This window comes from Streptococcus sp. oral taxon 431, from assembly GCF_001553685.1.
GTDB lineage: Bacteria > Bacillota > Bacilli > Lactobacillales > Streptococcaceae > Streptococcus.
On sequence record NZ_CP014264.1, the window covers coordinates 1,264,092 to 1,288,871 of the forward strand.

The 24,780-nt window shown below is 38.5% G+C and carries 23 protein-coding genes; all 23 read right to left on the reverse strand.

Annotation, left to right across the window (positions count from 1 at the left end; translation table 11 throughout):
* The 23 genes from AXE83_RS05980 to xseA all read right to left on the reverse strand — a co-directional run bounded on the left by AXE83_RS05980 (position 1) and on the right by xseA (position 24,726).
* Positions 1–930, reverse strand: a complete 930-nt coding sequence (locus tag AXE83_RS05980) for a metal ABC transporter solute-binding protein, Zn/Mn family (RefSeq protein WP_060955783.1) — start codon at positions 928–930, stop codon at positions 1–3.
* A gap of 285 nt (positions 931–1,215) precedes the next feature.
* A complete protein-coding gene (locus tag AXE83_RS05985; RefSeq protein ID WP_060955784.1) occupies positions 1,216–4,284 on the reverse strand; it encodes a pneumococcal-type histidine triad protein in 3,069 nt (1,022 codons plus the stop codon).
* Positions 4,285–4,630: 346 nt separating this feature from the next.
* Positions 4,631–6,037 (reverse strand): 6-phospho-beta-galactosidase, encoded by a 1,407-nt coding sequence (lacG, locus tag AXE83_RS05990; RefSeq protein WP_060956383.1) that lies wholly within the window; start codon positions 6,035–6,037, stop codon positions 4,631–4,633.
* Between the two features lie 213 nt (positions 6,038–6,250).
* Positions 6,251–7,942 carry a lactose-specific PTS transporter subunit EIIC gene (locus AXE83_RS05995; RefSeq protein ID WP_060955785.1) on the reverse strand — a complete coding sequence of 564 codons (1,692 nt, stop codon included), beginning with the start codon at positions 7,940–7,942 and terminating at the stop codon, positions 6,251–6,253.
* On the reverse strand, positions 7,942–8,259 hold the full coding sequence (locus tag AXE83_RS06000; RefSeq protein WP_060955786.1) for a PTS lactose/cellobiose transporter subunit IIA: 318 nt from the start codon (positions 8,257–8,259) through the stop codon (positions 7,942–7,944). Before AXE83_RS06000 ends, AXE83_RS05995 begins: the two co-directional genes overlap by 1 nt.
* A 35-nt stretch (positions 8,260–8,294) precedes the next feature.
* The gene (locus tag AXE83_RS06005) at positions 8,295–9,131 is read right to left on the reverse strand and encodes a PRD domain-containing protein (protein WP_060955787.1); all 837 of its coding nucleotides are present in this window, start codon (positions 9,129–9,131) and stop codon (positions 8,295–8,297) included.
* Positions 9,132–9,366: 235 nt separating this feature from the next.
* Positions 9,367–10,347 (reverse strand): tagatose-bisphosphate aldolase, encoded by a 981-nt coding sequence (gene lacD, locus AXE83_RS06010; protein WP_060955788.1) that lies wholly within the window; start codon positions 10,345–10,347, stop codon positions 9,367–9,369.
* A gap of 1 nt (position 10,348) precedes the next feature.
* A complete protein-coding gene (locus tag AXE83_RS06015; RefSeq protein ID WP_060955789.1) occupies positions 10,349–11,278 on the reverse strand; it encodes a tagatose-6-phosphate kinase in 930 nt (309 codons plus the stop codon).
* 10 nt (positions 11,279–11,288) lie between these two features.
* A complete protein-coding gene (gene lacB / locus AXE83_RS06020) occupies positions 11,289–11,804 on the reverse strand; it encodes a galactose-6-phosphate isomerase subunit LacB (protein ID WP_001216925.1) in 516 nt (171 codons plus the stop codon).
* A gap of 29 nt (positions 11,805–11,833) precedes the next feature.
* Positions 11,834–12,259: a galactose-6-phosphate isomerase subunit LacA gene (lacA, locus tag AXE83_RS06025; protein WP_000029280.1), complete on the reverse strand. Its 426-nt coding sequence runs from the start codon at positions 12,257–12,259 to the stop codon at positions 11,834–11,836.
* 256 nt (positions 12,260–12,515) lie between these two features.
* Positions 12,516–13,409, reverse strand: a complete 894-nt coding sequence (locus AXE83_RS10630; RefSeq protein ID WP_083500997.1) for an aldose 1-epimerase family protein — start codon at positions 13,407–13,409, stop codon at positions 12,516–12,518.
* Between the two features lie 102 nt (positions 13,410–13,511).
* A complete protein-coding gene (locus tag AXE83_RS06035; protein WP_049529555.1) occupies positions 13,512–14,987 on the reverse strand; it encodes a PTS galactitol transporter subunit IIC in 1,476 nt (491 codons plus the stop codon).
* Positions 14,988–15,031: 44 nt separating this feature from the next.
* Positions 15,032–15,337 carry a PTS sugar transporter subunit IIB gene (locus AXE83_RS06040; RefSeq protein ID WP_000590576.1) on the reverse strand — a complete coding sequence of 102 codons (306 nt, stop codon included), beginning with the start codon at positions 15,335–15,337 and terminating at the stop codon, positions 15,032–15,034.
* Between the two features lie 39 nt (positions 15,338–15,376).
* Entirely contained in the window at positions 15,377–15,853 is a 477-nt protein-coding gene (locus AXE83_RS06045) for a PTS sugar transporter subunit IIA (protein WP_000521965.1), read from the reverse strand.
* Positions 15,854–16,052: 199 nt separating this feature from the next.
* Positions 16,053–16,661 (reverse strand): hypothetical protein, encoded by a 609-nt coding sequence (locus tag AXE83_RS06050; protein WP_060955790.1) that lies wholly within the window; start codon positions 16,659–16,661, stop codon positions 16,053–16,055.
* Between the two features lie 125 nt (positions 16,662–16,786).
* Positions 16,787–18,610 carry a translation elongation factor 4 gene (gene lepA / locus AXE83_RS06055; RefSeq protein WP_049510208.1) on the reverse strand — a complete coding sequence of 608 codons (1,824 nt, stop codon included), beginning with the start codon at positions 18,608–18,610 and terminating at the stop codon, positions 16,787–16,789.
* Between the two features lie 78 nt (positions 18,611–18,688).
* On the reverse strand, positions 18,689–19,417 hold the full coding sequence (locus AXE83_RS06060) for a metallophosphoesterase family protein (RefSeq protein WP_060955791.1): 729 nt from the start codon (positions 19,415–19,417) through the stop codon (positions 18,689–18,691).
* Positions 19,418–21,085, reverse strand: a complete 1,668-nt coding sequence (gene recN, locus AXE83_RS06065) for a DNA repair protein RecN (protein WP_060955792.1) — start codon at positions 21,083–21,085, stop codon at positions 19,418–19,420.
* 6 nt (positions 21,086–21,091) lie between these two features.
* On the reverse strand, positions 21,092–21,523 hold the full coding sequence (locus tag AXE83_RS06070; RefSeq protein WP_060955793.1) for an arginine repressor: 432 nt from the start codon (positions 21,521–21,523) through the stop codon (positions 21,092–21,094).
* Entirely contained in the window at positions 21,516–22,331 is an 816-nt protein-coding gene (locus tag AXE83_RS06075) for a TlyA family RNA methyltransferase (RefSeq protein ID WP_060955794.1), read from the reverse strand. The genes AXE83_RS06070 and AXE83_RS06075 overlap by 8 nt, the downstream gene beginning before the upstream one ends.
* Positions 22,324–23,199, reverse strand: coding sequence for a polyprenyl synthetase family protein (locus AXE83_RS06080; protein ID WP_060955795.1), 876 nt, complete (start codon positions 23,197–23,199; stop codon positions 22,324–22,326). The genes AXE83_RS06075 and AXE83_RS06080 overlap by 8 nt, the downstream gene beginning before the upstream one ends.
* Complete coding sequence (locus AXE83_RS06085) at positions 23,196–23,408, reverse strand: exodeoxyribonuclease VII small subunit (RefSeq protein ID WP_060955796.1); 213 nt, start codon at positions 23,406–23,408, stop codon at positions 23,196–23,198. The genes AXE83_RS06080 and AXE83_RS06085 overlap by 4 nt, the downstream gene beginning before the upstream one ends.
* The gene (gene xseA, locus AXE83_RS06090; RefSeq protein ID WP_060955797.1) at positions 23,386–24,726 is read right to left on the reverse strand and encodes an exodeoxyribonuclease VII large subunit; all 1,341 of its coding nucleotides are present in this window, start codon (positions 24,724–24,726) and stop codon (positions 23,386–23,388) included. The genes AXE83_RS06085 and xseA overlap by 23 nt, the downstream gene beginning before the upstream one ends.
* Positions 24,727–24,780: the final 54 nt, after the last annotated feature.

Genomic DNA, 24,780 nt, shown 5'->3' on the forward strand with positions numbered 1-24,780 from the left:
TCATTTCAATTCTTCAGCTAAGATAGCCATATTTTCTTCTAGGTTTTCTAAGTAGGACTTGTCATTTTGTGGGTCTGCCTCTAAAGGATTGAGGGTTTTCAGACTCACACCTGTTGATTTGACAAGTGTATCAGCTACCTTTGATGAAGCGTTACTCTCTGTAAAGATGGTTTTGACCTTATAAGTCTTTACAAATTCCTGGATTTCAGTCAATTGTCTTGGACTTGGTTCTTGGTCAGGAGAGATTCCTGCAATCCCAAGCTGATTGAGTCCAAATCGTTTTGCCAAATATGAAAAGGCTGTGTGTTGGGTCACAAATGTCTTTTGATTTGCTTTTTCAAAGATGGGTTGGTATTTCTTAGTTAAGTCATGAGCTTTAGCACTAAGGTTCTGTGCATTTTTCTGATAGGTATCCTTGTTGGCACTGTCCAGTTCGGATAACTTATCAGCAATTATCTGTGCTTCTTCTGCAACCTTTTCAGGATCTAACCAAGTGTGTGGATCGTACAAGGTCTTCTCATCAATCCCATCTCCAGCCTGCATATCTTCTAACCCAGGCACGCGCTCCAAGGTCATACCTTCAGATGCTTCCAACACCTTTACCTTGGACTTTTGTAGGCTTGGATCCAAACTTCCCGCCCATGACTCTAATGTATGAGAATGATAAACAAAAACATCGGCATCATAGATGGCTGCAATATCATTTGCAGAAGGTTCAAAGGAATGGATACCAGAACTAGACTGAATCATCCGAACATCATTTAGATTACCTGAAACCTCTTTGACCATAGCATAGACAGGATAAAAACTGGTCACAATCTTCATCCCCTTAGTTTCATCACTCTTGTCTTGACTGGTCTTTTGTCCACAAGCTCCTAAGACAAGAGCAAAGAAGGCCAGCATGAGCCATAGGATAGTTCTTTTTTTCATAACAACTCCTTAACTAGTATTTAACCGTTTAATTAACTAGTAAACATTTTACTCCTAAAAATTTAAAATGTCAATATTTTTTTGCATTTTCATGAAAAAAGTGAGAACTAGATTTCATTCTCTGTTCTCACTGCTTATTTTTAACATTTGACTTTTAATTGTTTTAGAACTCCTTGATTCATTTTTTAAGACAACAAATTTCAGTTTTTTAACAAAGAAAAGGACATTATTCAATCAAAAATCGAACAATATCCTTTCGAATAGATTACAACTATTAAAAATCTTTTAAGGTTTTATTTGTTTTAGTGTCTTAATGTCATACATCACTAATTCACCGTTTTTATTGTAAAACTGAACCCCATCTGGTTGAAAGATTAGAAACTTAGGATCAATTTGGGCAATTTTCGCTAACTTTTCTATATGTTCATTTAAAGTTACTTTATCTAACCCATAGTCTGGTAAATCATCGTCATTTTCTTCTTTGGCATTCTCTTTATTTTCTGAAGGAATTTCGTTGGTTGTACCAGTCTCATTCTCCCCTGTATTTTTCTTCGGTTGCTCCTCATTTTTATCTACAGCAGTATTATTCTTATCACTATTTCCAGTATTGTTTGAATCAGGTTTTAATTCTTTATTAGGATGTGTAGACGTTTCAGTTTTGGATTCTTTTTCTTTTATTCTTTTTGCTATTAAGTCTTGTGCTTCTTTCCATTCTACTTCTGACAAGTCGGATTTAGTGATACTTCTCAATGAACCACCTCCCGCTCTTGGAATACTAAATGATTTGTCTTCCCATACAAAAGTTTCTTTTGCCAATACATCTTTCGGATCAAAAATATAACCATCTGGAGTTGCAAACTTGCCTTCTTTAAGTGCTCTCTGAACTTCTTCAGCAGAATGGATAATTTGCCAATTCTGCATTCCAGCTCGTTTTTCAAGAGGAGTCACATTAGCAATAACAGATCCAGCATCATCGTGACCCGGCTTAGACCAAACTTCAGGACGAACTTCAGGGTGTTTCATTACATATTTTATAGTTGCTATTTGCTCACTATTTAACCAAGAATAAGGTACGACGTGAATGTGGTCAATATGCGGAATAATGAAGGAAGTTCCAGTATCATAGGTAGTATTGGCTGCATGCATAGGCAAGCTAGATACATCAACAGCTAATCTTGGTTTAATTTCTGTTTCTACAATATCATAACGATAATTATCTTTATCTTTAAGCATTAGTTCCTGCTCAGAAAAAGCTATTTGAGTAAGATCGAGTTCTTCACGTGAATAAAAATAATCTTTACCACCTTCATTAATTATATAACCAACTTTACTATTTCTAGAAATTTTATTAGTTACTTTTTTATAATCAAACTTTGGTCTTTCCTCCTCATCTGAGTGTACTGAAGAAATGATGGAATCTGGATTTTTACCAGTTTCTTGAATCCATTTGGCAACTTCATCCAATTCGAATTGTTCTAATTCACCATATCCCATATAATGGAAATGATCTCCGTGTTTGGCAATAACACCTGATTTATCAACAGAATCGATGGATTCTTTGGTAAATATGTATCCATCACTCGTATCATAAGGTTTACCATCTAAACCTTTTCCATAAGCTTTGATTGGTTGTCCTAAGAACTTATGAACTACTTCTTTTGATGCTAAAGGTTTAATATCTGTAACAATTTCGTTTAATCCATTTTGCCCTTTTAACGGAATCATCCGTGCAATCTTTTCTTCCAACGCAGACATCTGACTATATGGGATAAAATGGTAGTGATCCCCATGAGGTACCGCTACCCCATTTGCTGTTCTTTTCGTGATTTGAGCAGGTTCAAAAATCAAACCATCCGATTCCACATGGCGTTCTGATAAAGGTTTGGCATACAATTCACTTAAAAGTGTTGAAATGTCTTCCCCTTGATTTTGATGATAAGTTGGGGTGACAGTCAGATTTGGAGTCTCTGTCAAGCTTGGTTGAGCTTGCTTAGAATTATCACTACTTGGTTTACTTGAACTTGTAGAGGAATGTGCGCCTTGTTTACCATTCCAATAAGCTTGGGCAGCAGCCAATTCTCTTGCTGACAAATCACTCTTAGGGATATAGTGGAAATGATTGCCGTGCGGTACAACAAAAGCGTCTCCTGTATCTTCAATCACATCTGTCGGACTAAAGACATACCCATCATCCGTTGTATAGGCTCCTCCAGTTCCACGATTCGGTGCCGGCGTATTGAGATTAAAGTTTGGTTTAATGGTTGAACTTGGTTTCTCAGTACTGCTTGGTTTCGGATTATCAGTATGACTTTGAACTGGCTGACCTCCAATTGGCAGATTTCGAGCCAATTTTTCTTCCAAAGCAGACATTTGCGAATACGGAATGAAATGGAAATGATCCCCGTGAGGAACTGCCACACCATTTGCAGTACGTTTTGTAATCTGTGCTGGGTCAAATACTAATCCATCAGACTCCACATGACGTTGGCTAAGTGGCAAAGCGTACAATTCTTGAAGGAGACTAGCTAAATCCTCATTTTGGCTCTCCGAAGCTGTTGCAGGATTTTGAGAAGTTTCAGATGGACTAGTTCTCACACTAAATCTTGTTTCTCCTCTGCTTGAACGATATTCAACCGTACTTAATTGACCGCCTTTTCCAGATAAGAAGGCTTGGGCAGCAGCTAATTCACTGGCAGACAAATCACTCTTAGGAATATAGTGGAAGTGATTGCCATGAGGAACGATATAGGCATCACCTGTATCTTCTATGATATCAGAGGCATTAAAGATATACCCATCATCCGTTGTATAGCGTCCTTGAGCTCTGGCTGCAACTACTGCTTGATCGTTAGAACCACCCCCGTGATTACTACTATGTTCCTGCTTCTGACGTTTAATCTCTTCTTTTGTACGAATATTGTCCGCATGAGCCGCATCCTTAAGGTAAACATAGTATTTCCCGTCTACCTTAATCACATAGCCACCCTTGATTTCATTGACAATGTCTGAATCCTTCAACTGATAATTCGGATCTTTCATCAGCAGTTCTTCACTGATGATAGCGTCATAAGGAACCTTGCCATTATAGTAATGATAATGGTCTCCATGTGAAGTTACGTAACCTTGATCGGTAATCTTAACGACGATCTGCTCAGCATTGATCCCCTCTCGCTGACTAACCTCATCAGGCGTCAGATTTTCAGTCTTAGCACTAGCCTGATTTCCTTCTATATAAGACACACGATTAGACTCTTTGCTAGTCTGTACCGCTTGGTAACGCCCCAATTCATAACTTGAAAGGCTTAAAGCCAAAAGAGCTACTGAACCAAGTACATATTTTTTATTGATTTTCATCTTAATACACTTTCTATTTCATTTATTCGTTAAAGAAGAACTACACTTTTTCCTAAAGAACTTCCTTAACCAGTTAAACATCTATTTAGAAAAATTACTCACTTTTAAAACTCCTCCTTCTATTTTCTATTTATCAAACAAGATTTGAGCGAGTGAGTTAGTTCTCTATATACTTAACCAGTTATTTAACTAGTTAATATTTTACTCCTATCACATAAATCTGTCAAGAATTTTTTTGACTTTCAGGTAAAATCTAGATAAAAAGGATTTAGTCATGCTCTATGCAAAACTAAATCCCATATTATGTATATTAGTAACGGTAAGCTATTTTTATTCTTTGATTAGCTTATTCAATAATCTGCGTCTCAGCTAGTTTTTTGTACCAATGTGCAGATTTCTTAGGATAACGTTCTTGTGTATCGAAATCAACATAGAAAAGTCCGTAACGTTTTTCATAACCATTAGACCATGAGAAGACGTCCATGAGTGACCAGATGAAGTATCCTTTGACGTTTGCACCATCTGCAATCGCATCAGACAATACTTCCAAGTGTTGTTTCACATAATCAATACGGCCATCATCGTAAACAGTGTTGTCCACAAATTCATCTTTGTATCCAAGTCCGTTTTCAGTGATGTAGATCTTCTTGTAGTTTGGATAATCTTTCTTAACACGCATGATTTGGTCGTATAATCCTTGAGGATAGATAATCCAGTCCCAGTCAGTACGTGGTACATAGTCAGGAGCTACACGACGACCAACACCTTTAATTTGGTATTTAGAGCTTCCTTTTTCCCCTTTACCATTATGAATGATTTCTGTTTCGCCATCAAAGGCTTCCATCCAGTCACTCATGTAGTAGTTAATTCCAAGGAAGTCATTCAAATCTTTAGCTGCTTCAAGAGCTGCAAAGTCTTCGTCACGAAGATCTAGGCTACCACCATTTACTGATAAGATGTGGTTTACACCTTCCATTGTTGCATCTGAATAGTGTCCAAGGTATGTAGCATCCAAGATGAATTTATTGTGAATGATATCTTCTAACTCAGCTGCACGAACGTCTGCAGGGTTTTTAGGATCTAATGGATACTTAGTTGGAAGGGCGTGAACAACACCAATTTCACCTTTATAACCTTTGTCTTTGTACAATTTCACAGCACGAGCATGAGACACCATCATATTGTGGTGAGATTGGAATACTTTCGCAAGATCATATTGAATACCTGGTGGGAATTTACCGACCAAATATTGACCATCACCGATTGGACCGATTTCATTGAAGGTTGTCCAGTAGTTGACTTCTGGAAATTCTTGGAAACAGAAGGCAGCATAATTTACAAAGTGTTCGATATTCTCACGATTCAAGAAGTCTCCATTTGAGTGAAGAGCTTCAGGTGTATCAAAATGGTGAAGAGTTACGAACGGTTCTACATGACGTTTATGACATTCTGCAAATAACTTATGATAGAATTCTACCCCTTTTGGATTTACTTCACCATAACCAGTTGGAAAAATCCGTGACCAAGCAATTGAAATACGGATACCGTTTACCCCATATTCCTCAGCCAACTGCAAATCTACTGGATATTTATGGTAAAAATCACTAGCTGGTTCAGCTGTGTACCAATAGTTATCTGCTAGGTATTTGTCCCAGGCAACAGGACCTTTACCATCTGTATGCGTAGCTCCTTCTGCTTGATAGGCAGCCGTTGCCCCACCAAAAATAAAATCTTTAGGAAGTGTTTTTGTCATTTTTTCACCTATTTCTTGATTGGATAAAATGAAAAGTGAGGGGAGAGGAGTTAGTGAGCCATCCATCTCCATCTCACTTCTTGTTCCAAGCCACCGAATTGTGACATGAGGAGGTAAAAACGATATATTTTTACCGACGAATTAACAAGTCGATTAGGAAAATCGCCATAGCGATTTCCGTTACGATAGGAGACTGTTTCACAGTCCCTATCGTTAATCGAATTGCGCTTGAACAAATGCAAGAGCACCTTTACCATCACGAGTCAACTTGATGTATTGAGCTCCTTCAGTCTTAGCCAATTTGATTCCAAGTTTATCTGTTTCAGCCTTCATGTCCTCATAGTTTGAAGCTACTTGAGGAGCAAGGATAACAAGGTCAAATTCTGGTAACATTTCACGGTGAGCACCATAGCCACCAGCTGCAGCTTTAACTGGCACCTTGTACTCAGCTGCTGCTTTGTTCAAGGCGTTGGCAAGAAGACCACTTGTTCCTCCACCCGCACAAAGAACGAGTACGTTGGTTTCTTCTGTAATTGTATTTTGTGCTGATTCTACTCCAGCTTTTTCAAGGATAGCATCCGCTTTAGCAGTATTGAAGTTTGCGGCAACTTTTTCTTTTAATTCATCGTTGGCTTTACCAGAACGTTCTTCTTCAAGAATTTGTTCGTCATAAACTTTAAGGAATGGATAGTAGATTGCAATATCCACTACGATTAACAAGGCTGCAAGAGCAAATGACAAGAACTGGAAGTTTGTACCAAGAACAATACCTAGAGGTCCTGGTGTAGTCCATGGAAGGTTGGCAGTAAATGAGTTCATGCCGAGAGTTTCGATAAAGAACTTAAAGATCCATACGTTTGCAATAGGTGCGAAGATAAATGGAATAAAAAAGATTGGGTTCAAAACAAGTGGTGCACCAAACAAGATTGGTTCATTTACACCGAAGAATGTAGGAACTACTGAAGCACGTCCAATAGCACGATTTCGTTTCGACTTACACAACCACATAAACATGAATGGAACTACAAGAGTTGCTCCTGTACCACCCATAGTGACGATAAACATTTGTGTACCAGATGTAAGGATCTTATCAGCATGCATACCTTGTTGAAGAAGGTTCAAGTTGACTTCGGCATTTGCATATGTAATCGCTGCAATGGCAGGTTCAACGATAGATGGGCCGTGAATACCGACAAACCAGAAGAAGGCAAAAGCACCAAAGATAATTGTAATACCAAGATAACCGTCTGCTGCTGAGAAAAGAGGTGCAAAGAACTTACCGATTGATTCTGCAACGCTTGTACCAACAAATTGACGAGCGAGCAAGTCAAGAGCATAAAGAGAAACAACTGAAAGCGTAAACGGAATAACGTCTTTAAAGACTTGTGAGATATTCGGTGGAACTTCGTCAGGCATGCGAATAGTAACGTTGTTCTTAACACAAACCTTATAGATAGCTACAGTTACAAAAGCTGCCAGGAAGGCTGAAAGCAACCCTTTTGTTCCAAGGAATCCTGTCGCAAAGCCACCCTCGATTGGGTCAGCTGCTAACATCAGCAAACCAACAATAGCCGCCAGTAGCGTTGACATATAGTTGATTTGGTTGGTTTTCTCCATACTACGATTGACGGAGTCCGTTAAAGATTTAGCAGTGGTACCAGCTACCAAGACTGCTAGAATCCCCATAGAGTAGCTGTAAGGTTTCATCAAAAGTGCTACTACTTCATCAGACCATTTAAAGCCCCAAGAGTTTGGAACAAAAGCAATCAAGATAAAAATACTTGAGAAGAGAATGACTGGCATTCCTGCGATAAATCCATCCCGAATAGCACGAAGATAGATATTTCGAGATAGTTTTTCAAAGAAAGGCTTCCCTTTCTCGATATAGGCAATTAACTTATTCATTATTTAGCTCCTCTTTTATAAAGTTCAATTAAATGATGCACCAAATCTTTTAGCAAAATTGTTGTCATCAGGTGATCTTGTCCGTGCATCATTGTGATGCTGTATGGAATTTCTTCCCCTGCAGCTTCTTGAGCAAGCATAGATGTTTGCGCTTTGTGAGCTTCCGCAATGCAACCTGCTGCTTCTTCAACAAGAGCTTCTGCTTTCGCAAAATCACCAGCTTCAGCAGCCTTCAAAGCTTCCAATAATTTTGAACGAGCATCACCTGCATAGGCAACGATTTCAAAACCTAACAATGTTACTTCTTCTCTATTCATGATAGAATTCTCCTTATATATTTTTTAGTAAAGCGTTATGACAATAAACGTTGGATGTGTAGAACAAGATAAACTCGTTCACTCTTGTAGAGGTCAAGACTAGTTTCCTGAGCAATGACCTCATAAATTTTACTACCAATCTCGAATGCTTCTGGATAGGTATTCTTTATATGTTCTTCCATATCGAGCAAGGATTGATTATCATTGCGACTACGATCCAGATAATCCAAAAAATAATTTAGATGAATCATAAAGCGGTCGTAGAAATTATTATTTTCAGGTGTTCGCTGGATTTTATAACTCTTCAAAACGCTTTCGACTCTCTTTAAAATTTCCTTTCTCTTATCAATTGACTCAACAACTTCGACTTCATTCTCACCTTCGGCGTTTATGAAATGATAAGCAATACGAATGATTTCGTCTTCAGGAAAATTTTCTGTCAGTTTTTGACGATAAATTTCAAAAGCTTCTTGTGCAATTTGAAACGCGATAGGATATTTTGCAGAAATATCAGGCAAATTACTATCCTTATAGCGTCCTTGGCTAATAGCCTGATAAGAACAATAGATATGGTCTGTCAGAGTGACGTATAGATACTCTTGGACAGGATATTGATATTTTTTAGAAAGATTATCAATAATCTCATAAGTGACCGTAATAAAATCAAGCGGTACATCCTTGAGAAGAGCCATAAAGTTTTCTCGCGACTCTTCTGTTTTCATCCGAAAAACTTTTTCAATCTGATCCTCAGAAATCAAATCTCCCTTCTTCTTACCGAACGAAATACCCTTACCAATTACGATCAACTCCTCTCCCTTGCTATTCCGCACGAGAGAAACATTGTTATTCATTGGATTTAATATCCGATACATGGCAACCTCCTTGCCCTATTATTTAAGTTTTGTGAGCATAAAAAATGACCACAAATGAACTCAAAAAATATACATCTGAGTCATCTGTGATCATGCCTAATATTACTTAGTAACACTCACTTTGTATTAACTTGTGACTTAAGTATAGCACAAGATTTTTATTTTGTAAACCTTTACATACAACTTTTTTTAAAAGTTTTTTTGCTAGGGTTTTAGGACATAAAAGGGGGAAAATTTAGACACGTTCAGTCCATGAAGTAGCTGTTGTTTGAAGTACTTTATTGAGTTCATCAATGTTTTCAAAACCAGTTGTACGAAGCCATTCGCGAGCTGCTGCTTCACCTTCTTTGATATAAGGTTCAACTGAACCCGCCCAAGTAGCACGACCACAAAGTACACCGTTGAAACGAGCACCTGAATCATGAGCAAAGACAAGTGTTTCTTGGAAGAGTTTAGCGGATACACCTGCACTCAAGTAGATGTATGGAAGGTTAGTTGCTTCGTCTTGAGCTTTGAAGAAAGCAGCTGCTTCTTCACGGCTGTAAACGACTTCTCCATCACCAAATCCTTCAACATATTTCACGTTTACTGGAACTTCAACTTTCAATACGTCGATGTTGAAACGTGGATCAGAGAATACTTTCATAGCTTCGATAACTTTACGAGGTTTTACTTTCGCATATTCTACAGAACCTGCATCAGCAATCTTTTCATCATAAGCCAAGATTTCCAAGAAGAAAGGAATATCTTCGGCAACACATTCAGAACCAACACGTTCGATGTAAGCTTGTTTTTGTTGGTTCAATTCATCTGAACTATCTACATCGTAGTAAAGCAAGAATTTAACTGCATCTGCACCTTGTTCTTTGATACGTTTTGCAGACCAAACATCTAAACAGTCAGGCAAACGTTTTGTACTTGAAGTATCATATCCTGTTTTTTCATATGCAAGAAGAAGACCAGCTTCTTTATCCAAAGCTTTTGTTGCAGGAAGTCCGTATTCAGGGTCAAGAAGCATAGATGAAGCGTATTTTGTCAATTCATCCGCTACCAAGACTTTAAGTTCTTCCATTTGAGCTACTGTTGGCTCTTCTGTTTGGTATTGAGCCATAAGGCGTTTCAAAGCACCACGTTGGTCAAAAGCAAGAGCTGAGATGATACCATTCTCATTAGAGAGTTTTTGCATACAAGCGCGTTTATTTTCTGTTAAAACCATTTTATACCTCTTTCACTACTAGTTGGTCATATAGGCCTTGATAGTTTACCATATTGACATGACCAGTTATTTTTTCTTGAGCATTTAGCATACCAAGGACATTAGCCTTAGTCAGCAATTCTTGATCAGTTTCTTTATGGAACAATCCTGAAGCAATACCTGCAACGGTTGAATCACCTGACCCAACTGGGTTTACAACTTGTATTCTTGGAATATCCACTTTATAGAAAGTGTCCCCGTGTTTTGCAAAGGCACCATTAGCACCTAAGGAAACGATGATCCACTCAACTCCTTCAAATAGGGGCTCTTGAAGAACCTCTTTTAATTCATCCAAGTCTTTAGAAATTTCTCTACCCAAAAGTTGAGACAATTCTTCATTATTTGGTTTGATAACCGTTGGTTTATGTGGAGATTCAAGAACCGCCTGAAGTGCAGCTCCTGAACAGTCCAAGACAACAGGTTTACCAGCTTGGTTAGCAAGTTCAACTAGACTAGCATAATAGTCAACAGGAAGTCCTGCTGGTAGACTACCTGAAATGACTACTACCTCTACAGTCTCTAAAAGTTCCTTGAAATGAGCCAAGAAATCTTGACCTTCTTGTTCTTGAACTTTAGGACCTTTTTCTAGGATTTCTGTTTGATTTTCTCCATGTAGAATTGCGATACAGTTACGGGTTTCACCTTGAATAGAGAAGAAACGTTTGCTTACTTTATCATCAATATTTTCTACTAAAAAATCACCAAGTTTACCACCAACAAGTCCTGTTGCGACTACAGAATCACCAAATTCTGATAGAACTCGTGTAACATTGAGACCTTTACCACCCGCTGTTTTCGTAACATCGACAACACGGTTGACAGTGTCAATTTTCAATTCATCCAAAGGATAGGAAATATCAATGGATGGGTTCATTGTGACTGTTAAAATCATAAGTCACCTCTTAGTCGTGGTATTCACCGCGATCCCATTTTTCAAGGAACTCTGTAAAGAAGTTGGCATCTGTTTGATGATCGTTATGAGTTTCAACGTGTTGGATTTTAGCGATCAATTTTTTATTTTCTTCAGATGGTTTGTATTCAGCGTTGATGAAAGCTTCAATGATATCGCACATAAGCAATTCACCAGTGATTTTACCACCAAATCCGATAACGTTGGCATTCAATTGTTCTTTAGCGTAAAGAGCTGTTGTCATATCACGAACCAAAGCAGAACGAACACCAGGAACCTTGTTAACAGCATTATTGATACCTACACCAGTACCACAGATACATACACCAAGATCAGCTTGGCCACTAACTACTGCTTCACCAACTTTTTTACCAAAGATTGGATAGTGGGTACGAGCGTGGTCATAAGTACCAAAGTCGATAACTTCATGTCCTTTTGATTTCAAAAATTCTGAAACAGCCATTTTTTCATTTGTTACGATGTGGTCACATCCGATTGCAATTCTCATTTTATCTTACCTTTCTTTCAATATCAAAATTAGCACATTTTGTTCAACATGTCGACACGGATTTGGTGACGACCGCCGTCGTACTTACCGTTTACAAAGCCTTTAGCGATGTTCTTAGCCAATTCGTCACCAACGAGTTGAGCACCCATAGTAATCATACGTGAGTTGTTGTGACCACGAGTCATATAAGCTGAACGTTCGTCAGATACTTCTGCAGCAACCATTCCTTTGATTTTAGTTGCAACCATAAATGGACCTGCACCATAAGCATCAATGACAATACCAAGGTTTTGTTCTTCTTTTTTAACTTCTTCAGCAACAGCAAGAGTTACATCAACGAAGTCTTGACCTTCAGCTGTAACATCCACAACGTGGAAGTTTTCTTTTTCCAAGAAATCTTTAACGACTTCTTTCAATCTCAAACCTGCAGCATCTGCACCAATAACAATAGACATATTGTATACTCCTTTTTTATATAGACCAGTAAAAATATTTTGGTTATGGAAAGAAAATGACCATCACCAAGTAGTTACTAGTAGTTTTGTTGACTATTTTAGTTTAAGAATGATTTATCTAATCACTCTTTGTAACTTCTCCTTGGAGAAATTGGAAGAATAACTTGTTAAAACAAACACAAATTGTTCTTTCTAAACATAATATACTACTATTGTTTAAAAAAGTCAACAGTTTATGTTTGTTTTTGTTTATTTTTTAGAAAATTTCTATATCAAAACCAATTTGATCACTTTGACCTGGATTTAAGATTCGAACATTTTTCTTATCTTCTAGATGATCGCCCTCTTCGAGTGAAGTTGACAAACCTGACCAAGGTTCCAGAGCAAGGAAGGGACCTTTATTAAGCGTTGACCAAACGATGAGGTTTGGAAACTCTTTAAAGTCTAGTTTTAATCCCTTATCATGCTTACGTGACCGTAAGGAAACAGAGCGAGAGGCTAACTCATCTAAAGTCACAGCATCATAGCTAAAGAAATCATAGTTTAGATCCAATTCTTTTTGATCTTTTAACCAGCTACTTTTATCTTGAAAATCTAACATCCCTGTTTCTGGGAATGGTTTTGGAACCGTGCAAGTTTCAGATTTTTCAAACTCAAGATAGTAATCTTCATAGGCTTCATCATCAAATAAAGGACAGTTAAAGCCTGGATGTCCACCAATAAAATATGGCATTTTCTTATCTGTTTCTTTATTGGTAACTTGATACTGTGTTCGAATAGTCTTTCCAGTAACTGTATAAGTTATTTCTAGTCGAAAATGATAGGGATAATTCTCATACATGTCTTGGTCATCTTCGATAGCAAAGGTGACAGAATTCTCTGTTTGTTCTACTAATTCAAATTCTTTTTTTCGAACCAAACCATGACGCGGAATTTTTCCTGCTACTTGACTACCATCTTCTTGATCATACAAGACAGTATCATTTCTAACGGATCCACAAATTGGAAATAGAACCGGTGCTTGTCCACTCCAGTAAGTTGGATCTCCTTGCCACAAATACTCAATTCCATCTTTGTCTTTTATTGAAGAAAGTGCACCACCAAAAGTTTGAAACTGTACACTTAACTGTTCTGTTTTTAATTCAATCATTAGAATTACCTCCATTTATTTAGGCCTAAAAAAACTAGGCTGTCGACTCCAGATTTGGAAACTGACAACCTAGTTTTTACAATTTACATTTTTAGGAGCGAATTATTTTGCGTTTGCTGCGTATTCTTCATTACGTTTGATCATTTGTTTTCTGTACCATGCAAAGATACCAACGTAGAATACTAGGAATACTAATGCGCCAAGGATAGCTTTGATATCACCAGTTGTAGCGTTACCAATTGCCCAACCAAATAGTTTTTCGATTGGTCCTTCAAGAGTTGAGTGAGTAATCAATTGAGTTTGGCTTACACCTTCTGGGAAGGCACCTACACCTTTAGCAAGTTCTGTTGCAAATGGTGCGATAAGTGTACCTGAAAGAAGGAAGAGTGGCAACAAGAGTGTTCCGAAGATAATCATACGGAGCAATTTACCACGAGTAACTACCAAGAGAGCTGGAGTTACACCCATTGCGATGATACCAGCAAGTGGCAAGATACCATTTCCGACATTTGAAAGAAGCACAGCTTCAACCAACATGATTGGTGCAAGTACGTTGGCACAAGCCCAGATTTCAGCACGACCAGCGATAAATGGCCAGTCAAGACCGATGTTGAATTTACGTCCTTGAAGACGTTTAGTAGCAACGTTTGTAATACCTTGTGAAAGTGGTTCTACGGCTGCGATGAACCATGAACCTATCAATGAGAAGAGCTCCAAGCAGACACCGGCAGTCAAACCAAGTGACAACCAACCTTTAATAACAAGTTCCCATGAAGATGCATCTTCTACTCCAGCAACTGGATGTGGAGTTCCCATCAAACCGATAACGATACCAAGGATGAAACCGATGAAGAATTTAGATCCCCAGAAACCGATTCTCTTGTTCAATTTAGCAGCGTCAAAGTCAAATTTATCAAGACCTGGGAAGAGTTTATCAAAAATCTTATCCAAAACCATGATAACTGGGTTCATCATGTAGTTCATGTGAGTTGAAGTCATTGGTGATGAACTTGGTGCGTTAAGAAGGTCATCAAATGTTGGTTTCATCAAGTCAGAGTTGATGATTTTAAGAACCCCAACAAGAACAACTGCTGCAGTCGCGATGAAGAGTGAAACTCCTTGGCTAACTCCATTGTTGTCAGCGTACCATTTAATCAAAAGACCAGTGATAGACAAGTGCCAGATATCAAAGATATCGACGTCAAGTGTATCAGTTTTCTTCATTGCAAGCATTACAATGTTGACGATCAACATCACAAGCAAGAAGTAAAGTGTCCAGGCAGAACCCCAAGTGATTGTAGCAAGTGGTGCCCAACCAACGTCGGTGATGTTCAATTGAATACCAGTATTTTCAACAAACTTTGCAAGAGAAGCTGAGAAAGCTCCGTTAAGCATTCCGATGATCGCACCGATACCTGTAAGAGCGATGGCAAGTTTAATACCACCTTCAAGTGCTTTGGAGAATTTCACTCCGAAAAGCAAGGCCAATACTGTCAAAATGATCAGCATGATGATTGGGCCACCCATAGCCAAGATAGGTTTAAAGAAATCGTTGGCCAGATTGATAATGAAATCCATAATTTTCCTCCCTTTATTTTTATGGAATATTTACAAATTAATAATTAGCTTAGACCATGTTCTTTGATAGCTGCTTCAATATTGTCATAGACTGGAGCGCTCATAGCTGGAATACGGAACAAGATTGGTCCTGCTTCAACAACTGGAATACCTGGTTCAAAGCCTAAATCAGTAGCAGCGATTGGTGTGAAGATATCATAACCTTTAATCAAGTCTTCATTGACATCTTTTACCATAACTGCATCACATTGAACATCGTACCCACGGTTAGAAAGTTCTTCTTCAAGAGCACTTTTAATTTGGTGGCTTGAGTTAACACCTGCACCACAAGCAGCAAGAATTTTAATCATTTGGATTTCCTCCGTTTTTATATAAAAATTATTAACAAATTAAGCAGTCGCTTCTGAGATATATTGGAACAAGGCTTCAGGTTCCGTAATCTTAGACAGCGCTTCAAGATGACCATTGCCTGTAAAGAAGTCCATCAACTGTGCAAGTATATTTGTTTGACTTGAACTTGAATTGTTGATGATAAAGAAGAGTAATGATACTTCTACTTCCTTATCAGGGGCAATCATATTGTGGAACGTTACTGGTTTTTCCAGACGAACCACGACAACATTTTCAGTTAGATTATGAATTGTATCAGTATGAGGGATAGCTACGTTAGGCAAATCCTTCCCTAAAAACTCCATATCCAAACCAGTTGGGAACGATTTTTCACGTTCAATCAAGGCCGATCGATAGGTCTCTGTAACAACTTTCTTTTCTTCCAATAGGGTTGCAACTTGATCGAAAAGTTGCTCTTGATTATCTGCTTCTAAGCAAAAGACTAAGTCTTTGTCAAAGAAATGATCTAATCCCATGACCTTCTCCCTTCATATTTAACTTTTATGGTACAAGTATAACACTATATGAAACCGTTGTCAATGTTTTTTGTTGTATTTTGTTTGATTTTTATTTTTTTTGTTTACGAATTAAACATTTAATGATTTCAAACATATTTTTTATAATTTCCTAATAAGTATAATAAAAAAAACAGGAATGACTCCTGTTTTCACGATGTTAACTCTTTTTATTGGTCCAACTTTCTTCCACCATTGGAAGGAGATTTTTTAATACCTCTGGAACACCTTCGAGAGAAACGTATCTAAACTTGCCATCATCGGATTTAAATACCCAGATAATTAGATATTTACCATTCTTCGCAATACAGTTTACTACGTATGCCTCATAGCCTCCGATAGTTGATTTTGACCCCCATACCTTGGAGAAGTCTTGACTTTTCTGTTTAGATTCATAAATGCTAGTTGAAATTTGAACAGTTTCAAGCGCAGCGTACTCACTTTCACTAATACCAAACTGCTCTGGTTTAAAGGTATTGAGAGTTACAATATTGACATCTGTCCCATCACAGTACTGAATGTCATCTCCACCTTCAATTTCTTTGAAATGAACCCATGATTTTGGAATTTTTACATAACCATAATCATCTGAACCTACTATCTGAGTTTCTTCTGTCTGTTTTTGCGATGAACTAGACTCTTGACTTGAAGCTTCCTGAACACTAGAAGATGCTTCTGTCTTTACCTCATTTGTCTTCTCTGAATTGCTACAAGCAATTAGACTAAGACTACAAAGTAAAAGTGTAGATAAAGTTATTATTTTTTTCATGATAACTCTCCTTTCCCTTCTATTTTAAAGTATGAAGGGAAAAGTGTCAAAAAATTACTGTATTTTGAAAATTTACAAAATACAGTAATTGATTTCTTATACTAGATGCCATTCTAACCTAGCAACTATTCTTCATCCATGCTCAATACACTGAGGAAGGCTTCTTGTGGAACTTCTACTGATCCGATAGCTTTCATGCGTTTCTTACCAGCTTTTTGTTTTTCAAGAAGTTTACGTTTACGTGAAACGTCACCACCATAACACTTGGCAAGAACGTTCTTACGAAGGGCTTTAATATCTGTACGCGCGACAATCTTGTGCCCGATAGCTGCCTGAATTGGAACTTCAAACTGTTGACGCGGAATGATTTTCTTAAGCTTATCAACAATGAGTTTCCCACGTTCGTAGGCAAAGTCTTTGTGAACGATAAAGCTGAGAGCATCCACTTTATCACCATTAAGAAGGATATCCATTTTAACCAACTTAGATGGACGATACTCTGACAATTCGTAGTCAAAGCTTGCATAACCGCGTGTTGAAGATTTGAGCTTATCAAAGAAGTCAAAGACAATCTCAGCTAGTGGGATTTGATAGATAACATTGACACGATTGTCATCAATATAATCCATGGTCACAAAGTCACCACGTTTGCGCTGAGCTAGCTCCATAACTGCTCCGACGAATTCTTGCGGTACCATGATTTGCGCCTTGACATAAGGTTCTTCAATGGTCGCAATCTTTGTAGGATCTGGGAACTCGGATGGGTTAGACACATCCATAGACTCCCCATCAGTCTGATTAACCTTGTAGATAACAGATGGTGCAGTCATAATAAGGTCAATATTGAACTCACGTTCCAAACGTTCCTGAATAACATCCATATGAAGAAGTCCAAGGAAACCACAACGGAAACCAAATCCAAGAGCTTGCGATGTTTCGGGTTCAAACTGAAGACTAGCATCGTTCAACTGCAATTTTTCAAGGGCTTCACGAAGATCGTTGTATTTATTTGACTCGATTGGATAGAGACCTGCGAAAACCATCGGATTCATCTGTTTGTATCCTGAAAGTGGTTCAGTCGCTGGATTTGTCGCCAAGGTTACTGTATCACCGACACGTGTGTCCTGAACAGTCTTGATAGAAGCCGCGATATAACCAACGTCACCTGTTGCAAGGAAGTCTCGTCCTACAGCTTTAGGTGTGAAGATTCCGACTTCAGTAACATCGAAGGTCTTACCATTGCTCATGAGCTGAATCTTATCACCAGGTTTGACTACCCCATCCATGACACGAACTTGGAGGATAACACCACGATAGGCATCGTATACTGAGTCGAAAATCAAGGCTTTCAATGGTGCTGACACGTCACCAGTTGGGGCTGGTACTTTTTCGACAATTTGTTCGAGAATTTCTTCGATACCGATACCCGCCTTGGCTGAAGCTAATACAGCCTCGCTAGCATCTAGACCAATGACATCTTCGATTTCTGTACGCACGCGCTCTGGATCTGCTGCTGGTAGGTCAATTTTATTGATAACTGGAAGGATTTCCAAATCATTATCCAAAGCAAGATAGACGTTTGCCAGTGTTTGAGCCTCAATCCCTTGGGCAGCATCAACGACCAAAATAGCACCTTCACAGGCAGCTAGGGAACGTGAAACCTCATAGGTAAAGTCCACGTGTCCAGGTGTGTCAATCAAGTGGAAGATATAAGTCTCACCATCTTTAGCCGTATAATTAAGCTCGATAGCATTAAGCTTGATCGTAATTCCACGCTCACGTTCAAGGTCCATACTATCAAGAAGTTGGGCCTGCATTTCACGACTGGAAACTGTCTCTGTCTTTTCCAAAATACGGTCTGCTAGTGTTGACTTTCCATGGTCAATATGGGCGATAATAGAGAAGTTACGAATCTTCTCCTGTCGTTTTTTCAATTCTTCTAAGTTCATCATTCTCTTCCTTTCAGGGTATCTATTAATTATAAATTGTTTTTAACATTTTGACAAGACCATACCCTGTTAGGAGTACTAATCTTCAGCAACAAAGCCATCATTCTCGATGAAATAGTGCTCAGTCATACCTTGGTCGGTAAAGACAATCCCATGAAGGACACCGCCGTAAACAGCTCCTCCATCCATTCCAATCTTACCGTCTTCTGTCATCCAAAGTTCAGATGTACCAGGTTTTTGATCCAACAAACCATAGACTGGTGTATGTCCAAAGACAATGGTTTTTCCAGTATGATTGGCTGCTTCATGAAATGGTTTTCTGAGCCATACCTTCTTATAATCGGTAGTATCATGCCAATCATCCAAAGTCAAATCAATACCGGCATGAACAAAGATATACTTTTCCGTTTCAATGACAAAAGGCATCTGACGAATAAATTCCACTAAGTCTGCTGCTTCAGTCTCGACACGCTTCGCATCTGCTACACCATCTACTGGTGCATCCAATGGGCGACCTAGAATAGAATTAATAGTTGTATCTCCACCATTACGACGATAGTGGTCATAGCTTTCTTCAGGATTATCTAACCAAGTTAAAAACATATACTCATGATTTCCTGATAAGCAGATAGCTCCTTGGTTATCAACCAAATCCTTGACCATTTCAAGAACACGGCGGCTATCTTCTCCTCTATCAATCAAATCTCCAAGAAAGAGTAATTGAGTCTTGCCATCCCATGTTTTAAGTAAGTCTTCTAACATTCCAGCTTTTCCGTGGACATCACCAATTACATAATAGTCTGTCATTTATTTCTCCTTACTTTGTAATAATTCTCTCGCTTGATTCAATGCTGCTTCTGTCACATTCTCTCCAGCCAACATCTTAGCGACCTCTTCAATCCTTTCTTCAACTGTTAACAAGCGAACAGTTGATACCGTTGAATGTTCATTGCTAATCTTTTCAATAAAGAACTGATAATCTGCGATAGCAATAACTTGAGGAAGGTGAGATATGGCCAACACTTGTCCATTTTGTCCAATTTTGTGAATTTTTTGCGCGATGGCTTGAGCTACACGACCTGAAACTCCCGTATCCACCTCATCAAAGACAATACTGGTCTTGCCTTCCTTACGAGAAAAGGCAGACTTAATGGCTAGCATGAGACGAGACAACTCTCCACCAGAAGCTACTTTTACTAAAGGTTTAAAATCTTCTCCAGGATTGGTTGAAATGTAAAATTCAACACTCTCATTACCTTCACGACTGAATTTTCCTTGACTAAAACGAACTTGAAATTGTGCTTTCTCCATGTATAGGTCTTGCAATTCTTGCTTGATTTCAGCTTCTAAGTCCTGCGCTATTTTATGGCGAGCTTGAGCAACTTGACCTGCTAGGTCCACAAGATTTTTTTCAAGTTTCTTGAGTTCGATTTCCATATCTTCAGAAGATAGATTATTTCCTGTTAGAAGATTGTATTCGTCTGTAATCTTGGCAAAGTATTCTAGGACATCATCTACACTACCACCATACTTACGGGTAATGGTGTGAATCAAATCTAGTCGGCTTTCAACCTGCATCAGACGATTACCGTCAAAATCTAAATCATCAATAATGGATTCCAAGCGCTTGGTGATATCTTCTAGAACATAATAGGATTCAGAAAGGGAACTTGAAATCTCACGATACTCTTGATCAAACTCTTCAAGACTTTCCATATCATTCATAGCCGAACGAACATTTGCCAGACTAGAAAACTCTTCATTATCCAACATACTGTATGCGTTAGTCAAAGTATCAGCGATATGTTTATGGTTCAGTAGTCTGTCTCTTTCTTGATTGAGAGTAACATCTTCACCAGCTTTCAAATTAGCTGCTTCAATCTCAGCCATCTGAAATTCCAACATCTCAATTCGTGCCTTATGTTCTTGCTGATTTTTTTTGATGTCAAGCACTTGCTTGCGCATACGACGATAGTTGTCAAAGCTCATCTGATAGGCTTCTTTTAATTCAAAGAAAGAAGTATCTCCAAACTCATCCAACATCTGGATGTGTCGATGAGGACGCATTAATTCTTCTTGGTCATGTTGACCATGAATATCAACTAGCTGTTGGCCAATTGTCCTTAATACTGAAAGATTAACCATCTGTCCATTGACACGACTGATGCTACGGCCGTTTTGTAAAATTTCGCGACGAATAATGATTTCATCACTCAATTCTAATCCTTGTTCATCAAAAATTTCTTCTAGCGCGCGATTACTTTCAATTGAAAAAAGACCTTCAATTTCTGCTTTTGGAGCCCCATGACGAATAACTTCTGTTGTAGCTCTGGCTCCTAACATCATATTCATAGCGTCGATGATGATTGACTTACCTGCACCTGTTTCACCAGTTAAAACTGTCATCCCTTTTTCAAAATTCAGAGAAATTGATTCAATGATAGCAAAATTTTTAATTGAAATTTCAAGTAACATATAATCCTACCAATTTTTAACTTGCTCAAAAATATCCTTGGCTGTTTCTTCACTTCTCAATACCATCAAGATGGAATTATCATCAGCAATACAGCTAAAAATTTGGTCAGAAAAAACAGTCATCAACTGACTCTTGACGAAAATAGTATTTCCTGGAATGACTTGCAAATTGATCATATATCCCATGCGTTCAGCATGAACAATATTATTTTCTGCCAATTGCAAGCTTCTAACGACTGATTTTGGTAATTCATAAATGTAAGTATTGTCTTTCAATGGAATTTTTACAATACCTAATTCTTTAATATCTCGGGAGACTGTTGCTTGAGTAGCAGAGATACCCGCTTCTCTCAAGTGTTCAACGATTTCTTCCTGCGTGCCGATTTGATAGTCAGTCACAAATCTTCTAATCTTTTCAAGTCTTTCTTTTTTATTCATCTTTAAACTCTCTATGTGCTTTTTCTACTACTTTTTCTATTTCAGAACTAACCTGATTGATTGCGTAATCTTCTTTTCGCAAATAGGCTAAAAACTCGATATTCCCATGACCACCTTGAATGGGAGAATAGTCCAACCCTAAGACTGAAAATCCTTCATCAACTGCCATTTTAGTAACTGCTTCTAAAACATTTTGGTGAACCTTGGCATCTCTGATAATTCCATTTTTGCCAATCTGTTCTCGACCAGCCTCAAATTGAGGCTTAACTAGAGCCACAACCTGACCTTGATCGGCTAAAACACGGTGTAAAGCTGGCAAAATAAGGCCTAAGGAAATAAAACTGACATCGATACTTGCGAAACTTGGTTCCTGATTAAAGTCGCTCTTTTTAGCATAACGGAAATTAAACTGCTCCATACTGACAACACGAGGGTCTTGGCGTAATTTCCATGCCAGTTGATTAGTACCAACATCAACTGCAAAAACTTGTTTAGCACCATTTTGCAACATGACATCCGTAAAACCTCCAGTTGAAGCTCCGATATCAATGGTCGTTTGTCCTTCAACTGATAGATCAAAAATATCTAGCGCCTTCTCAAGTTTCAAGCCACCACGACTGACATACTTAAGTTTCTCGCCCTTGAGTTTCAACTCTGTATCGTCAGGAATTTTTTCTCCTGGTTTATCAAATCGTTCGCCATTTATAACAGCAACTACCAAACCAGCCATAACACCTCGTTTGGCTTGTTCTCTCGTTTCAAATAAACCTTGTTTGTAAGCTAATACATCTACTCTTTCCTTAGCCATTGATTCTCAAACTTTCTACTATTTTTACAATTGGTTCCTTGTCAAAGCTCACAACTTGGCTAATCTCTTCAAGTTTTGCATTAGCTTGATCCAAAGTTTGATTGCAAAACGCTATCGCTTGGTCTAATCCCAACAAAGCAGGATAGGTTGACTTCTCAGCCTGCAAATCTTTCTGAGGTGTCTTACCGATTTCCTCAAAACTTGCTGTAACATCAAGGACATCATCTTTCACTTGGAAAGCCAGGCCAATCAACTCGCCAACTGTTTTAAGCTGCTTCTGAAGATTTTCATCCAATCCAGCAATGATACCAGCCGCTTGGAAAGGAAAAGCTAAAAGTTTACCAGTCTTATTAGCATGGATAGTCTGAAGTTCCTCTAAATTCAAGTGTTTTCCTTCGCCTTCCATATCTAAAACTTGTCCAGCCACCATCCCCATACTTCCAGAAGCAAGTGATAAATTAGCTATTAAATCAACCTTTGTTTGACTCGGCAAATCAGCTTGAGCAATTAAAGCATAGGGATCCAAAAAAAGCGCATCCCCTGCTAAAATAGCTAGAGCTTCACCATACACCTTATGGTTGGTCAAATGCCCCCGACGAAAATCATCATTATCCATGGCAGGAAGATCATCATGGATCAAACTTCCTGTATGAATCATTTCTAGTGCCGCTGCAACTTGAGCATGTTCCTGAGTGATAGGCACTTGTAAGGAGCCCAAAACTTCTAAAAGTAAATATGGACGAATCCGTTTACCACCAGCATGGACGGAATAGAGAATAGATTCTCTTAAACTGGACGCAAATTGTTGGTCCCCATAAAAGTCTTCAAGAGCTGACTCGACCAAAGCTAGTTTTTCTTGCTTGTTCATACCAGTTCACTTTCTGTTCCATCTTCTTGCATGACTTTAACCAAGGTTTTTTCTGCTTTATCAAGTGTTGCTTGCAATTCTTTTGAAAGAACCATCCCTTTTTGAAATGCAGTAATAGCATCTTCTAAAGCAATTTCACCATTTTCTAAGCTCTGAACAATAGTCTCAAGCTCTGCTAGATTTTCCTCAAATTTCTTTTGTTTTGACATCTCTTACCTCTAATTCTACTTGACCGTCCCGCATCAACAGTGATACTTGGTCATTTTCTTTCAAATCTTTCGCAGAAGCCACTACAACTTCTCCTTTTTTGACAATTGCATAACCTCTGGCTACAATTCGACTAGTATCTAGCATAAGGAGAGCTTCTGATAGGCGTTTTACTTCTGCTACTTTTGCATCATATGTCACAGCCATCTGGCTTCGCAGCAGTTTCTTTAATTGCTGGATACGATCCTGATAACGCTGGATTTTGATGATTGGTGATAATTGTTCCAAACGATGGATTTGTTCTTGAACCTTTTGTTGATTTCGAACCAATTCAGCATTCAGTCCTTGCTTCAGTCGTAGCTGTAACTGATCCAAGCGTTGTAGATAACCGTCATATAAACGCTCTGGTTGTCTGAAGATGACCGATTGACTGAGGATTCTCAAAGCTTCTTGTTTCTTTGACAAACTATGCTTAACCGCTGTAGTCATGCGTTTTTCTTGATTCTGAAGATAGGTCAGAAGGTCTAACTTTGTTACTGGTGTAGCGAGTTCAGCAGCAGCTGTCGGCGTTGCCGCTCTCTTATCAGCCACAAAATCAGCCAGAGTGACATCCGTTTCATGACCTACACTCGAAATAGTCGGTAAACGAGATTCAAAAATTGCTCGAACTACAATTTCTTCGTTAAAGGCCCAAAGATCTTCAATGGATCCACCACCACGGCCGATAATCAGAACATCTAAGTCATCTCGTTCATTGGCTCTCGCAATGTTACGAGCAATCTCCTCTGCAGCACCCTCACCTTGAACTTTAGTAGGATATAGGACAATTTCCACACCAGGGAAACGTCTACTGACTGTAGTGATGATATCTTGGATAACAGCACCACTTCGACTGGTCACCACACCTATTTTTTTTGAAAATTGTGGTAAAGATTGTTTAAAGCGTTCTTGAAATAAACCTTCTTCTGCCAGTTTCTTCTTAAGCTGTTCAAATTGGATAGCCAAGGCACCGACACCATCTGGTTCAGCTTTTTCAATAATAATCGAATAGCTTCCACTTGGCTCATAGACTTGGACACGACCAACTACATTAATCTTCATCCCTTCTTCCAAGTCAAATCCCAAACGCTGGTAGACACCCGACCAAATGGTCGCCTGAATAACCGCTCGGTCATCTTTAAGAGAAAAATACTGATGGGTTGGACGCTTACGGAAGTTAGAGACTTGACCAGTTAAATAGACCCGTTCCAAGTAGGGGTCTTTATCGAATTTCATTTTTAAATACTTGGTCAAAGTTGTAACCGATAAATACTTTTCCATCTCTACCTCCTTCTTTTCTCTAGTTTTTCCTAGGTATTATTATACCAAAAATAT